Genomic DNA, 13,653 nt, shown 5'->3' on the forward strand with positions numbered 1-13,653 from the left:
CGAAGTGTCAGACAGAGGTGACCGGGTTGGACTGTACGACAACGGCCCCCCGCCCGGAAGGGCGAGGGGCCGCGAGGTGTGCCGCGGGGTGCGGGGTCAGCCGCGCTGGATGCCCGTGGTGTCCTGGAGGACGCCGCGACGGCCGTCCTGCGTCTGGGCGATGAGGCTCTGGCGGCGCTGCTCCACCGCGAGGTACCAGGTGCCCGGCGCCAGTTCGGCGATCGGGTTCGGCGAACCGTCCTCACCGTACAGCGGGCGGGCCACCGGAACGGCGAACCAGAACGGGGTGAAGTCGCCCGCGGGGGCCGCGCCGCCCTGCGCGGGCTGCTGCGTCTGCGCCGGGTCGCCCTGCGCGGGCCGGCCCTGCTGCTGAGCGGGGTAGCCGTACCCCTGGCTCTGCTGACCACCGTACGGCTGCTGCTGCTGCTGCTGGCCGGCCGGGAAGCCGTAGCCCTGGCTGGGGCCCGCGCCGTACGGGGTCTGCCCGGTTCCCACGCCCTGCGCCGGGGAGGACGGGCTGACGAGCGGGGCCTTGAGCGCGGGGATCATCGGACCGGCGACGGCCCCCGCGACGAGCACGATGGTGGCCAGCAGGCCGAGGATCAGGCCCGCGCCGGCGTTGCTGACGTCGAGGATCGTCCAGAAGGCGGTCCACAGCGCGAAGACGGTGAGCGCCGCACCGAACTGGCCGAGATCGAGGCCGACGACCTTGCGGCCGGGCATCGCACGGCTGACGATCAGCAGCGCCGCGCCGATGACTCCGGCGAGGAAGACGCTCATCAGGAGTCCGAGCGAGTCCCAGGCGTTCGGGCTGTCGAACCGGGAGCAGTCGACGCCCTGCGGGCAGTCGTAGCTGGAGAAGTCGAGGAAAGAGGCGATGAACAGCACGACCGCTGCTCCGATCACCACGCCGTCGCCTCGAGTGAGGGATCGGATATTCACGTGAAGGTCCTTAGTCGGTCGTCTCGTCGGGGCGGTCGTCGCTGCCGCCGGTGCGGCTCATGGCTCGGAAGCGGCTCCCCATCGTACGGATGAATCTATCGTCTGACCGGGCGGGTTGTGCCCGTGCCCGAATCATGAGCGGTTATCCCCCCAATATCACCGCAGAACTACCCCTTCAGGTAGCTGCTAATGCCGTCGGCCATGCCCTGGGCCGCCTTCTGCCGCCAACTCGCGCTGGTGAGCAGGGCCGCGTCCTTCGGGTCACGCATATTGCCGCATTCCACGAACACTTTGGGCACGGTCGACAGATTCAGTCCGCCGAGATCATTACGCGTGTCCAGACCCGTTTTTCCGCCGATGTAATTGGAAGGCTGGCTTCCGGTCGTACGGACGAAGTGTCCGGCGATCCGCGCGCCGAGATCGGCCGAACTCCGCACGATCTTCGAGGTGTCGGCCCCGCCGCCCTTCACCTCGGCGGGCAGGATCACGTGGAAGCCCCGGTTGCCCACGGCCGACCCGTCGGCGTGCACCGAGACCACCGCGTCGGCCTTCGCCTCGTTGCCGATCCGGGCCCGCTCGTCGATGCACGGCCCGAACGGCCGCTCCCCGTCGTGGGTCAGCCGGACCCGGGCGCCCTCGGCCTCCAGCAGGGTGCGCAGCCGGTGGGAGACGTCGAGGGTGAAGCGGGCCTCCGGGTAGCCGTCGTCGGTGGACGTGCCGGTCGTGTCGCACTCCTTGCGGCCGGTGCCGATGTCGACCTTCTCGTTGATCTCCCGGGTGTGATCGCGGTTGCGCGGGTTGTGCCCCGGGTCGATCACCACGGTCCGCCCGGTCAGCGGGCCCTGCGGCAGCGGCTCCGCGGAATCGGAGGCGGAGGCGGTTTTGGACGGCTCCGGCCGCTCCCCGGCCGGAGCCGTCGGGGAGCCGGTGTCCGCGCCGGGCCGGGGCGGGGCCCCGCCGGCCCCGTCGGACTGCGGACCGCCGCCGCATCCGGCGGCGGTCAGGGACACGGCGGCCAGCGCGGCGGCCACGGTCAGGGGCCGGGCGCGGCGGGTGGGGGGAGGGCTGTCGTCGTACGGCACGCGGCGATGCTACCCACCCGTCTCCCGTGAACGGCTCAGATACCGCCGCCCGTGCGGCGCAGCACGCGCAGCGAGTCCGTCACCGACACCTCGGTGAACGCCCCGGAGGCCAGCGCCCGGAGGTGAACCCGGTAAGGGGCCTGCCCGCCGTCGGCCGGATCGGGGAACACGTCGTGGATCACCAGCAGCCCGCCCTCGGCGATGTGCGGGGCCCAGCCCTCGTAGTCGGCGTTCGCGTGCTCGTCGGTGTGCCCGCCGTCGATGAAGACGAGTCCGAGCGGACCGGCCCACACGGCGGCGACCTGCGGGGAGCGCCCGACGAGCGCCACCACGTGGTCCTCCAGGCCCGCCCGGCGCAGGGTGCGGCGGAACGTCGGCAGGGTGTCCATCAGCCCGACCTCCGGGTCGACCACGCTCGGGTCGTGGTACTCCCAGCCGGGCTGCTGCTCCTCGCTGCCCCGGTGGTGGTCGACGGTGAGCGCGGCCACCCCCGCCGACCGCGCGGCGTCCGCGAGCAGGAGGGTGGACCGCCCGCAGTACGTGCCGACCTCCAGCAGCGGCAGCCCGAGCGTGGCGGCCCCGGTGGCGGCGGCGTACAGGGCCAGGCCCTCGTGGACCGGCATGAAGCCCTTGGCGGCCTCGAACGCGGCGAGGACCTCCGGCTCGGGCGAGGCGGCGGACGCGGCGGCGGTCACGGGGTTCCTCCAGGTGGGGCGGGGTGAGTGCACGACGGCGCCCCATCGTGCCGTACGCCCCCGCCGAAGGGATCGGCGGGGGCGTACGCGGGGTGAGCCCGGGTCGGGGCGGGCCCCCGGCAGAGCCGTGCGTCCGGGTCAGCAGCTCTGCCAGAGTCGGGTCATGACGCGGACGCCGAAGCGCAGTCCCTCCAGCGGGACGCGCTCGTCCACGCCGTGGAAGAGGCGGCCGTAGTCCAGGTCGTGCGGGAGCTTCAGGCCCTTGAAGCCGAAGCAGCGGATGCCCAGGTGGGTGAAGGCCTTGGCATCGGTGCCGCCCGGGTTGCAGTACGGGACGGGGTGGCCGTCCGGGTCCTCGGCGCGGACGGCCTCGCACATCGCGTCGACCAGCGGACCGTCGAACGCCGTCTCCATCGCGATGTCGTGGTTGACCCACTCACGGCTGACGGAGGGGAGCAGCAGCCGGTCGATCGTGTCGATCAGTTCCTGCTCGTGCCCGGGGAGGAAGCGGCCGTCGACGCGGGCGGTGGCCTTCCCGGGGATGACGTTGGTCTGGTAGCCCGCGCTGAACATGGTGGGGTTCGCCGAGTTGCGGAGCACCACCTGCATGAAGTCCGCGACCGGGCCGAGCCGGGCGAGGCTCGCCTCGACGTCGTTCTCGTCGAACTCCACGCCGTAGAGCCGGGCGGCCTCCTCCAGCAGGGCGCGGACCGGTTCGATCAGCCGGATCGGGAAGGTCTCGCGGCCGATCCGGGTGAGGGACTCGGCGAGGTCGGTGACCGCGTTCTCGTCGTTGGGGGACGAGCCGTGGCCGGCCCGGCCGTTGGCGGTGAGCTCCATCCAGGCCATGCCGCGCTGGGCGTTCTCGATCGGGTACAGCCGGCGCGTGTCGTCGAGGGCGAAGGAGAAGCCGCCGCCCTCGCCGATCGCCTCGGTGACCCCGGCGAAGAGGCCGGGACGGTGTTCGACCAGCCAGTGGGCGCCGAACTTCCCGCCCGCCTCCTCGTCGGCGAGGAAGGCGAGCACCACGTCGCGGGACGGCCGGGTGCCGGTACGGGCGAAGTGCCGGGCGGTGGCGAGCATGACCGCCACCGTGTCCTTCATGTCGATCGCGCCCCGGCCCCAGAGGTAGCCGTCGCGGATCTCGCCGGAGAACGGCGGGACCTGCCACTCGGAGGCGTCGGCGGGGACGACGTCCAGGTGGCCGTGGACCAGCAGGGCGCCGCGGGCGGCGTCGGACCCGGCGATCCGGGCGATGACGCTGGCCCGGCCGGGGGCGGACTCGACCAGTTCGGACGCGATGCCCACCTCGGCGAGGCGGTCCACCACCCAGTCGGCGGCGGCGCGCTCGTCGCTGGTCGGGTTGGAGGTGTCGAACCGGATCAGTTCGGCGCAGAGGTCGACGACCTCGGTCTGGGCCTGCTCGGAGGCGGGGGTGAGGGTCATGCTGCTCCTGCCGGAGTGGTCGCGCGGGCGGCGGGGGCGGGGCTGCTGCCGTCCTCGTCGTCCAGGGTGGAGGTGCCGTACGGCTTGACCCAGCCCAGCAGGCCGAGGGCGCAGTACAGCAGGAAGGCGACGGCCAGCGAGTTGAGGGCCGGTATGCCGCCGTCGTAGAACTTGCCGACGCAGAACGCCACGACCCAGATGACCAGGGACATCGGCACCCAGGTGGGCGAGGTCGGCGGGAGGGTCTCCGCCGCACGGGTGTCGTCCAGCGGTTTGCGCATCCGCTTCACGACCCAGTACTCGGCGACGATGATGCCGCCGATCGGCGGGATCATCACGCCCAGCAGCGAGAGGAACTCCGTGAAGTGGGTCATGATGCCGACCGCGGACAGGAGCGTGCCGGCGACGCCGAGGACGACGGTGACCACGCCGCGGTGCAGCCGCTTGCGGAAGACCACCTGGAAGAAGTTGACGACGCCGAGCGAGGAGCCGTACAGGTTCCAGTCGTTGATCTTCGCGGTGGACATCAGGACCACCATCACGCCGAAGGCGCCCGAGGTGGAGAGCACGATGTGGGAGACATCGCTCGACTTCACCAGGTGGCCGAGGAGCACACCGACCATGCCGACGATGTACTCGGAGAGGATCATCGAGGAGGCGCTCTGCACGAAGACGTGCGAGCCCTTCTTGTTGTAGCGGGTCATCTCGGGGGAGACGATGGCGCCGGTCATGTAGCCGCCCGCGATGGCGGTGGCGGCGACGGCCAGCGGGATCGCCTCGCCGGGCGGCGGCGAGCTCATCAGCTCGCTGATCGAGTGGTCCTTCAGCGTGGAGATGATCGACCAGGCGACCATGCCGAAGAACAGCGGGGTGACGATCTTGGCGAACAGGGCCATGTACTTGAAGCCGAAGATGACCAGGCCCGTGATGGCGACGCCCGCGATCACGCACCACATCCAGGACGGTCCGCCCACGAGCGCCGAGACGCTGTTGCCGAAGATGGTGTTCTGGACGCCGAACCAGCCGACCAGGCTGACCGCGATGACGAAGCTGACCAGGGCCGAACCGTTGCGGCCGAAGCCCGTCCAGCGGGTGAGCATCGGGGTCGCCAGACCCTCGCGCATACCGGCCAGGCCGATCGCGAAGATCACGATCTCCAGGATCACCGCGCCGAGCGTGAAGGCGAGGAAGGCGTCCCCGAAGGTCATGCCGACGCCGATGGTGGCGCCCAGGGTGAACTGGGAGATCGAGCCGGACTGGGCCAGCCACTGGAGCAGCATGGACCAGAAGCCGAAGCGCTTGTCGCGCGGGACCCGCGAGAGCGAGTAGTCGTCGCTGCCGATGCTCTTGACCTCGGGGGCCGTGGCGTCGGCCCGGTGGGCGGATGCCATCAGGACTCCTGGGGGGTGCGGCCGAGGGTCTGGAGGTGAGCCAGCGACCCGTAGCGGTTGACGAGGTTGTCGAACTCCACGGCGTCGTGGAAGTCCAGGTGCCCGGCGCCGAAGGCCTTGGCGACCTCCACGGCGTAGCGGGCGGCGGACGCGATGTCGCTCTCGTGACTCGCGCCCGTCTGGCAGCCCGGTACCGCGGCGGCCGAGGTGACCGCGAGACCGACGACCGGAGCGGCGGTCGCGGTGGCGGGCTGGAGGATCGAATTGATGTGGTGTGCACCGTTACCGTACGGCGTGATGTCCTGGGTGGTCACCGGGTATGTGACCAACGGCTCACCGGTCACCACGGCCAGCAGCTCGCCGAGCTGCTCGCTGACCCGGAGCACCCAGCCCTCCTTGACGGTGGGCGACAGGGCCAGGCCCTTGTGGTTGATGATCCGGTTGCCCTTGGTGGTGTCGATGGAGAGCACGGCCTCCATGTCGGCGGTCACCTCGTGCCGGTTCATCGTGGCGATGTCCACGGGCGAGCCCATGAACGGCACCGGGTCGTGCGGCTCGGTCGGCGCGTCGGGGCAGATGTGGGTGGCGACGATCACGTCACCGGGCAGCACATCGCCGCGTCGGCGCATGTCGAGCAGCTTGGCCGCCGTGGCGATGGCGGAGGCCGCGCCGTCGGCGTCGGAGACCAGACCGGTCACCTCGGGCCGGGCGCCGAGGCCGCCGAGCCGGCCCACCACGCCGAGGGTGCGGGCGCTGCCGCCCGCCGTCCGGCCGCGGGAGCCGGGGATGCGGACGAGCACGAAGTCCGTCGAGCCCTGCTCGCCCGTGACGGTGGTGACCTGCGCGGACGAGCCCTCGGCCCCCGCTGCGGCGTCGAGGTACTCGACGACCGTCTTGCCATTGACCTGGGGATCGTCCAGAAGCTCGACGATGTCCAGTACGTACTTCAACATGGGGGCTTTCTCCTGATCCTGACACCCGCCCGGCGCTCGACGGGGGGAGCGCGGGGCGGGGTGCTGAGGCAACATTCGGGATCAGATAGCGTTGAGCGCAACTGTTTCCCGCTATTTGCAATTCTGGTCTGAATGGTGAGATGACGATGGCCGAATTCGATCTGGACCGGCGGACGCCCGCCGGGGCGCTGCAAACCGTCGACCGGGCCCTCCTGGTGCTGCTCGCCTTCGAGCGCACCCGGCCCGACTGGGGCGTCACCGAGGTCGCCGAGGAGTTCGGCTGGGACACCTCCGCCGCCCAGCGGCTGCTCGCCACCCTGGCGGGCCGGGGCTTCCTGGTCTCCGATCCGGCCACCCGCCGCTACCGCATCGGCCCCGCCGTGCTGCGGCTCGGCCGGCTCTGGGAGCGCTCGGGCTCGCTGGAGCTGCTGGCCGGTCCGGTCCTGGAGGAGCTGCGCCGGACCACCGGCGACACGGTCCTGTTCTGCCTGCCGGACAGCTTCCACATGCGCTGCGTGGCCGCCGAGGAGGGCGAGACCGGACCGCTGCGCTACTACCCGCTGGTGGGGGAGCTCTACCCGGCGCACGCGGGGGCGACGAGCAAGTCGTACTACGCCTATCTGCCCGACGAGCAGCGCCACCGGCTGTTCCGGGGCCGCCCCATGGCGCGCTTCACCGACCGCACCGTCACCGAACCTGACCTGCTGGAGCGGGAGTTCATCAAGATCCGGGCCCAGGGATACGCCTGGACGGTCGGCGAGTACGACACCGGGATCGCCACCGTCGCCGTGCCGGTGTTCCTGGGCCGCGAGCCGTACGGAAGCCTCAGCCTCGGTGGCGGGGAGGACCGGTTCCGGGGGGCGCCCGAGGACCGGCTCGACGCCCTGCGCCACGCGGCCCAGCTGCTGGAACAGCGCCTCACCCACCCGCCGCAGCGGCCGAAGCCCCGCGCCCGCCGGCCCCGCACCACCTGACCGACCCGATCCGCCCGACGTACCCGACGCACCTCCCACGCACCCGAGGAACCCCGTGAATCTGCTTCTCCTCTCCAACTCCACCCAGTTCGGCTGCGGTTACCTGGAACACGCCCTGGACACCGTCACCGCGTTCCTCCCCGCGAACGCCCGGCTCGCCTTCGTCCCCTACGCGCTCGCCGATCACGCCGCGTACACCACCCGGGTCCGCGAGGCCCTGGAGCCCTCCGGGATCACCGTGCGCGGCGTCCACGAGAACGCCGATCCGGTCGCCGAACTCGCCGCTTCCGACGCCGTGTTCATCGGCGGCGGCAACTCCTTCCGGCTGCTCGCCGCCCTCTGCCGGACCGGGCTGCGCGAGGCCGTGCGCGACGCGGTACGGGACGGGCTGCCCTACATGGGCGCGAGCGCCGGGACCAACATGGCCGCACCGACCCTGCGCACCTCCAACGACATGCCCATCGTGCAGCCGCCGTCCTTCGCGACGCTGGGCCTGGTCCCGTTCCAGATCAACCCGCACTACCTGGACCCGGACCCGGCCAGCACCCACAAGGGCGAGACCCGCGAGGAGCGGCTCACCGAGTTCCTGGAGGAGAACGACGTGCCCGTGCTCGGGCTGCGCGAGGGCTCCTGGCTCCGCGTCGACGGGGACCGGGCCCACGTCCAGGGCGCCCGCCCCGCCCGGCTGTTCCGCCGTGCGGCCGAGCCTCAGGAGCTCGCGCCGGGGTCCGACGTCTCCCGGCTGCTCGCGACGGTGCCGCGGTTCGACGCCCCGGTGCGCTGACCGCGCTCACCGGGCTCGGCCGCCCGGGCGGCCCGCGCGTCGCCCGCGCTGCTCGCCAGGAGCACCGGGTGCGCGGAGGGCCGCCGGGACGGCAGGAAGGCCGCCAGCACCAGACCGATCAGCACCGCCCCCATGGCGATCAGGAACGAGATCCGGAAGCCCTCCATGGACGGCACCCGGACCGAGCCCGCCGTCACGGAGGTGTCGGCCAGCACCATGCCGATGACGGCGCTCGACACGGAGGTGCCGATGGACCGCATCAGGGTGTTGAGGCCGTTGGCCGCGCCGGTCTCCGACGGGTCGACGGCCCCGATGATCAGGGCGGGCAGCGAGGAGTAGGCGAGGCCGATCCCGGCGCCGAGCACCACCGCGATCAGCACGGTCTGCCAGGCGGCGGAGAGCAGCCCGAGCCCGGCCCCGTAACCGACCGCGATGACCAGCATGCCGAGCATCAGCGTGGTCCTGGGGCCGCGGCGGGCCGAGATCCGGGCGTACAACGGGGCGACGAACATCATCGTCACGCCGAGCGGGGCCACGCAGAGCCCGGCGACCACCATGGACTGCCCGAGGCCGTAGCCGGTGGACGTGGGCAGCTGGAGCAGTTGCGGCAGGACCAGGGAGACCGCGTAGAAGGCGACCCCGACCATGATCGAGGCGAGGTTGGTGAGGAGCACCTCGCGGCGGGCGGTGGTGCGCAGGTCGACGAGCGGCGCCGGGGTGCGCAGTTCGAACAGTCCCCACAGCACGAGGACGACCACGGCCGCGCCGAGGAGCCCGAGGGTCGGGGCCGAGGTCCAGCCCCAGTCGCCGCCCTTGGTGACCGGCAGCAGGAGCAGCACCAGGCCGAGCGAGAGCCCGAGCGCGCCGATCACGTCGAAGGTGCCGGGCGCGCGCAGCGGCGGCTCGGGGACCAGCGTGTACGTGAGCGCCATCGCGAGCAGCCCGAGCCCGGCCGAGCCGAGGAACAGCGCGTGCCAGTCCGCGTGCTGGGCGACCAGCGCGGCGGCGGGCAGCGCGAGGCCGCCGCCCACCCCGATCGAGGAGCTCATCAGGGCCATCGCCGAGCCGAGCCTCTCGCGCGGCAGCTCGTCCCGCATGATGCCGATGCCGAGCGGGATCGCGCCCATGGCGAAGCCCTGGAGGGCGCGGCCGGTGATCATCACGACCAGGTCGTCGGTGGACGCGCAGATCAGCGAGCCGACCACCATCACGGCGAGCGAGACGAGCAGCATCCGCCGCTTGCCGTGGAGGTCGCCGAGCCGCCCCATGATCGGGGTCGAGACGGCGCCCGCGAGCAGGGTGGCGGTCATCACCCAGGTGGCGTTGGCCGGGGTGGTGTCCAGCAGGACCGGCAGATCCTTGATGACCGGGACGAGCAGGGTCTGCATGACCGCGACGGTGATGCCCGCGAAGGCGAGGACGGACACGACGGGGCCGGAGCGCGCCTTCCCCGGCCGCGAGAGCCCCTCGGTGGGCCGTATCTGTCGCGTCCTTCGCATGCGTGGGGCCTCCGGGTGGCGTGATCACCCGGGCTCCCCCCAAGTGTGTGCATGGTGAACACTTCTCGGCGGCGCCTTATTCCGGCCCGGACCCACCGGTGCTCCGGTGCGGATCCACCGGCGTTCCGGTCCGGATCCACCAGCCTCCTGACCTTCCGTCAGATTGAAACGTGTTCTACTCTTGCGCCGTTCCAACGGCCCCGACCGGCGAGGACACGCATGGCCACAGGCCCAGGCACAGGCATACGCACCGGCACCGGCATCGGAATCACCGAGGAGCACCGCGCGCTGGCCCACTCCGTACGGGGCCGGCTGGCCGGCGCCGCCCCACCCGGCGAGGTGCGCGCACTCCTCGACGCGGGCGGCCCCGCCGCCCCCGGCGCACGCCCCGCCCACTGGAAGGCGCTCGCCGCCCAGGGGCTCACCGGGATCCATCTGCCCGAGGCGTACGGAGGAGGCGGCGGCGGCCTCCTCGACCTCGCCGTCGTCCTGGAGGAGGCCGCGTACGCCTCGCTGCCCGGACCGTATCTCGCGACCGTGCTCACCTCGGCCGTGCTGCGCCACGCGGTGGCCGCCGGGGCCGGGGAACAGGCCCGGCCGCTCCGGGAACTCGCCGCCGGAGACCGCACCGCCGCCCTGGCCCTCGCCCCCGGCACCCTCACCGCCACCCCCGCCGAGGGCGGCCACCGGCTCGACGGCACCGCCCCGCCCGTCCTGACCGCCGAGGCGGCCGACCTGCTCCTGCTGCCCGCCGCCACCCCCGACGGCGAGCGCTGGTTCCTCGTGGACGCCGGGACCGAGGGCCTCGCCGTGCGCCCGCACCGCAGCGCCGACCCGACCCGGCCCACCGCCGAGGTGCGCGCCGACACCGTGCACGTACCGGCACCCCGGGCGCTGCCCCTGGACTCCGCGCTCGTCCGCGACCTGGCCGCCGTCCTCCTCGCCGCCGACGCCTGCGGGACCGCCGCCCGGAGCCTGGACACCGCCGTCGGACACGCCACCGTGCGCGAGCAGTTCGGCCGGCCCATCGGGGCGTTCCAGGCCGTCAAGCACCTCTGCGCCGACATGCTCGTGCGCATCGAACAGGCCCGCGCCCTCACCTGGGACGCGGCCCGCGCCGCCGACGAATCCGCCCGCGCCGCCGAGGAGGGCGCCGAGGGAGCCGACGGCACGGGCGCCGGGGCGCGCGGGCTCACCGCCGCGCTCGCCGCCGCCACCGCGCCCGAGGCCGCCTACACCTGCGCCAAGGACACCATCCAGATCCTCGGCGGCATCGGCTTCACCTGGGAGCACGACGCCCACCTCCAGCTGCGCCGGGCCGTCCTCGCCCGTCAGCTCCTCGGCACCGCCGACGCCCACCGGCTGCGCGCCGCCCGCCTCGCCGAGGCCGGAGCCCGCCGCGAACTCGCCCTGGAACTCCCCGCCGAGGCCGCCCGGCACCGTGCCGAGGCCCGCCCCCACCTCGCCGCCGCCCGGGGCCTGACGCCCCGCGACGCCCGGCGGGCCCTCGCCCCCACCGGCTACGCGGCCCCGCACCTCCCCGCCCCGTACGGGCTGGGCGCGGGCCCCGTACGACAGCTCGCCATCCAGCAGGAGGCCAGGGACCAGGGCATCCGGCTCAGCGCTCTCTCCATCGCCACCTGGGTGGTGCCGTCCCTCCTCGCGTACGGCACCGACGAACAGCGGGAGCGCTATCTGCCGGCCACCCTGCGCGGCGACCTCCAGTGGTGCCAGCTGTTCTCGGAACCCGGCGCCGGATCCGACCTCGCCGCGCTCCGCACCCGCGCGGTACGGACCGACGAGGGGTGGCGGATCACCGGGCAGAAGGTCTGGACGAGCGCCGCCCGCACCGCCGACCACGGCATCCTGCTGGCCCGCACCGACCCGGACGCCCCCAAGCACCGCGGGCTCACCTACTTCCTGGTCGACATGAGGAACGTCGAAGGCGTCGACATCCGCCCGCTCCGGGAGATCACCGGCGAGGCCCTCTTCAACGAGGTGTACTTCGACGACGTCCTGCTGCCCGCCGACGCCGTCGTCGGCGAGGTCGGCGGCGGCTGGCGGGTCGCCCGCGACACCCTGGGCAACGAACGCGTCCACATGGCCGACCAGATGACCTTCGACAGCGGGCTCGAAGCCCTGATCGCCCGCTCCGCCGGGCTCGACGACACGACCCGCGCCCGGATCGGCGCACTCGCCGCCGAGGCCCACGCCCTCGCCTGCGTCGGACTGCGCGGCACGCTCCAGCAGGTCGCCGGCCGGGAACCGGGCGCCGGGGCCTCGGTCCGCAAGCTCGTCCAGACCCTCCACCAGCAGAAGGTCGCCGAACTCACCCTCGAACTCCTCGGCCCCGACGGCGCGGTGGACGAACCGGCGGCCGGCGAGCGGGCCCTCCACGGCTTCCTGATGTCCCGCTGCCTGACCATCGCGGGCGGCACCACCCAGATCCAGCTCAACGTCGTCGCCGAACGGATCCTCGGCCTCCCCCGGGACTGACCGCACCGAACGCGAACCGGGGACCGACCGCACCGGACAAGAAGGAGTCGCACCATGAAGGCGTACATCGTCGGCGTCGGCATGACGAGGTTCGAGAAGCCCGAGACCCGCGACTGGCAGTACTGGGACATGGTCCGCGAGGCGGGCACCGCCGCGCTGGCGGACGCCGGGGTCCGCTACGACCAGGTCGAACAGGTCCCCGTCGGCTACTGCTTCCAGGCCTCCACCGCCGGCCAGCGGGCCGTCTACGAACTGGGCCTGACCGGCGTCCCCGTCTACAACGTCAACAACAACTGCGCCACCGGCTCCACCGCCCTGATGCTGGCCCGGCAGTTCGTCGAGGGCGGCGGCAGCGACTGCGTCCTCGCCGTCGGCTTCGAGAAGATGTCCCGCGGCTCGCTGGGCGCCGGCGCCGGCGGCGCCGGCGACTTCGCGACCTCGCCGGTCGCCCGGCACTACGGGATCATGGCCGCCGCCCACGGCTTCGAGGCGTCCCCGCCCACCGCCCAGATCTTCGGCAACGCGGCCCGGGAGCACATGGAGCGGTACGGGACGACGCCCGAGCAGCTCGCGGCGGTCGGGGCCAAGAACCACCGCCACTCGGTGCACAACCCGTACGCCCAGTTCCAGGACCCGTACACGGTCGAGGAGATCCTCGCCGCCCGCACCGTCCACCGCCCCCTCACCAAACTCCAGTGCTCGCCCACCTCCGACGGGGCGGCGGCGGCCGTGGTCGTCTCCGAGCGGTTCGTCGAACGGCACGGCCTCGGGGAGCGGGCGGTGGAGATCGCCGCCCAGGCCATGACCACCGACACCGAGACGTCCTTCGCCTCCGGCAGCTGCATCGACGCGGTCGGCGCCCCGATGACCCGGGCCGCCGCCCAGCAGGTCTACACGGCCTCCGGCCTCGGCCCGGACGACCTCGACGTCATCGAGCTGCACGACTGCTTCTCCGTCAACGAACTCCTCACCTACGAGGCGCTCGGCCTGTGCGGCGAGGGGGAGTCCGGCGAACTCGTCGAGTCCGGGGCGACCACCTACGGCGGGCGGTGGGTCGTGAACCCGTCCGGCGGTCTGATCTCCAAGGGCCACCCGCTGGGCGCCACCGGCATCGCCCAGGCCGCCGAGCTGACCTGGCACCTGCGCGACGAGGCCGGCGCCCGCCAGGTCCCCGGCGCACGCACCGCCCTCGCCCACAACATCGGCCTCGGCGGAGCGGCGGTCCTCACGCTGCTGCGCCGCGGCTGAGGGGCCCGGAGCGGCCGAGCACCGGAACCGTACGCCGCGACGGCCGCGACCTCACGGGGCCGGCCGCGCGGGTCGCCGTCGCGCCGCCGCCGGGAGACCCGGACGCGCCGGACGCCGGCCCGCGCCGCACCACCGGCAGGGCG

11 protein-coding genes are annotated in these 13,653 nt (G+C 73.0%); 4 read left to right on the top strand and 7 right to left on the bottom strand.

All coding sequences use genetic code 11. The annotated features are described in order from the left end of the window. Positions 1 to 96: 96 nt before the first annotated feature. The 6 genes from DTB53_RS29350 to DTB53_RS29375 form a co-directional block, all read right to left on the bottom strand. Positions 97 to 942, bottom strand: a complete 846-nt coding sequence (locus tag DTB53_RS29350) for a DUF5336 domain-containing protein (RefSeq protein ID WP_012381148.1) — start codon at positions 940 to 942, stop codon at positions 97 to 99. Between the two features lie 167 nt (positions 943 to 1,109). After that, on the bottom strand, positions 1,110 to 2,024 hold the full coding sequence (locus DTB53_RS29355; RefSeq protein ID WP_012381149.1) for an N-acetylmuramoyl-L-alanine amidase: 915 nt from the start codon (positions 2,022 to 2,024) through the stop codon (positions 1,110 to 1,112). 35 nt (positions 2,025 to 2,059) lie between these two features. Further along, positions 2,060 to 2,647, bottom strand: a complete 588-nt coding sequence (locus DTB53_RS29360) for a class I SAM-dependent methyltransferase (RefSeq protein ID WP_202463512.1) — start codon at positions 2,645 to 2,647, stop codon at positions 2,060 to 2,062. Between the two features lie 210 nt (positions 2,648 to 2,857). Beyond that, complete coding sequence (locus tag DTB53_RS29365; protein ID WP_012381151.1) at positions 2,858 to 4,165, bottom strand: M20/M25/M40 family metallo-hydrolase; 1,308 nt, start codon at positions 4,163 to 4,165, stop codon at positions 2,858 to 2,860. Continuing rightward, complete coding sequence (locus tag DTB53_RS29370) at positions 4,162 to 5,556, bottom strand: cytosine permease (RefSeq protein WP_003969468.1); 1,395 nt, start codon at positions 5,554 to 5,556, stop codon at positions 4,162 to 4,164. The genes DTB53_RS29365 and DTB53_RS29370 overlap by 4 nt, the downstream gene beginning before the upstream one ends. After that, a complete protein-coding gene (locus DTB53_RS29375) occupies positions 5,556 to 6,509 on the bottom strand; it encodes a DUF1177 domain-containing protein (protein ID WP_012381152.1) in 954 nt (317 codons plus the stop codon). The genes DTB53_RS29370 and DTB53_RS29375 overlap by 1 nt, the downstream gene beginning before the upstream one ends. Before the next feature lie 146 nt (positions 6,510 to 6,655). On the opposite strand from DTB53_RS29375, the gene DTB53_RS29380 reads away from it, so the two are divergent. Both DTB53_RS29380 and pepE read left to right on the top strand, forming a co-directional pair. Next, positions 6,656 to 7,483 carry an IclR family transcriptional regulator gene (locus tag DTB53_RS29380; RefSeq protein ID WP_003969470.1) on the top strand — a complete coding sequence of 276 codons (828 nt, stop codon included), beginning with the start codon at positions 6,656 to 6,658 and terminating at the stop codon, positions 7,481 to 7,483. A gap of 55 nt (positions 7,484 to 7,538) precedes the next feature. After that, on the top strand, positions 7,539 to 8,267 hold the full coding sequence (gene pepE / locus DTB53_RS29385; protein WP_012381154.1) for a dipeptidase PepE: 729 nt from the start codon (positions 7,539 to 7,541) through the stop codon (positions 8,265 to 8,267). Here the strand turns inward: pepE and DTB53_RS29390 are convergent. After that, on the bottom strand, positions 8,192 to 9,766 hold the full coding sequence (locus DTB53_RS29390; protein ID WP_012381155.1) for an MFS transporter: 1,575 nt from the start codon (positions 9,764 to 9,766) through the stop codon (positions 8,192 to 8,194). The two genes, pepE and DTB53_RS29390, sit on opposite strands and share 76 nt — an antisense overlap. A gap of 219 nt (positions 9,767 to 9,985) precedes the next feature. Here DTB53_RS29390 and DTB53_RS29395 point away from each other — a divergent pair, with 219 nt between their 5' ends. After that, complete coding sequence (locus tag DTB53_RS29395) at positions 9,986 to 12,262, top strand: acyl-CoA dehydrogenase family protein (protein WP_012381156.1); 2,277 nt, start codon at positions 9,986 to 9,988, stop codon at positions 12,260 to 12,262. Positions 12,263 to 12,316: 54 nt separating this feature from the next. Next, complete coding sequence (locus DTB53_RS29400; RefSeq protein ID WP_012381157.1) at positions 12,317 to 13,510, top strand: lipid-transfer protein; 1,194 nt, start codon at positions 12,317 to 12,319, stop codon at positions 13,508 to 13,510. The last annotated feature ends 143 nt before the right edge of the window (positions 13,511 to 13,653 follow it).

Source organism: Streptomyces griseus, from assembly GCF_900460065.1.
In the GTDB taxonomy this organism is placed as follows: domain Bacteria; phylum Actinomycetota; class Actinomycetes; order Streptomycetales; family Streptomycetaceae; genus Streptomyces; species Streptomyces griseus.

What these genes read in the sequence shown, in the direction of transcription:
- DTB53_RS29360 (WP_202463512.1), bottom strand. Translation starts at nt 2,647, where the DNA reads ATGCCGGTCCACGAGGGCCTGGCCCTGTACGCCGCCGCCACCGGGGCC.
- DTB53_RS29365 (WP_012381151.1), bottom strand. Translation starts at nt 4,165, where the DNA reads ATGACCCTCACCCCCGCCTCCGAGCAGGCCCAGACCGAGGTCGTCGAC.
- DTB53_RS29370 (WP_003969468.1), bottom strand. Translation starts at nt 5,556, where the DNA reads ATGGCATCCGCCCACCGGGCCGACGCCACGGCCCCCGAGGTCAAGAGC.
- DTB53_RS29375 (WP_012381152.1), bottom strand. Translation starts at nt 6,509, where the DNA reads ATGTTGAAGTACGTACTGGACATCGTCGAGCTTCTGGACGATCCCCAG.
- DTB53_RS29380 (WP_003969470.1), top strand. Translation starts at nt 6,656, where the DNA reads ATGGCCGAATTCGATCTGGACCGGCGGACGCCCGCCGGGGCGCTGCAA.
- DTB53_RS29390 (WP_012381155.1), bottom strand. Translation starts at nt 9,766, where the DNA reads ATGCGAAGGACGCGACAGATACGGCCCACCGAGGGGCTCTCGCGGCCG.
- DTB53_RS29395 (WP_012381156.1), top strand. Translation starts at nt 9,986, where the DNA reads ATGGCCACAGGCCCAGGCACAGGCATACGCACCGGCACCGGCATCGGA.
- DTB53_RS29400 (WP_012381157.1), top strand. Translation starts at nt 12,317, where the DNA reads ATGAAGGCGTACATCGTCGGCGTCGGCATGACGAGGTTCGAGAAGCCC.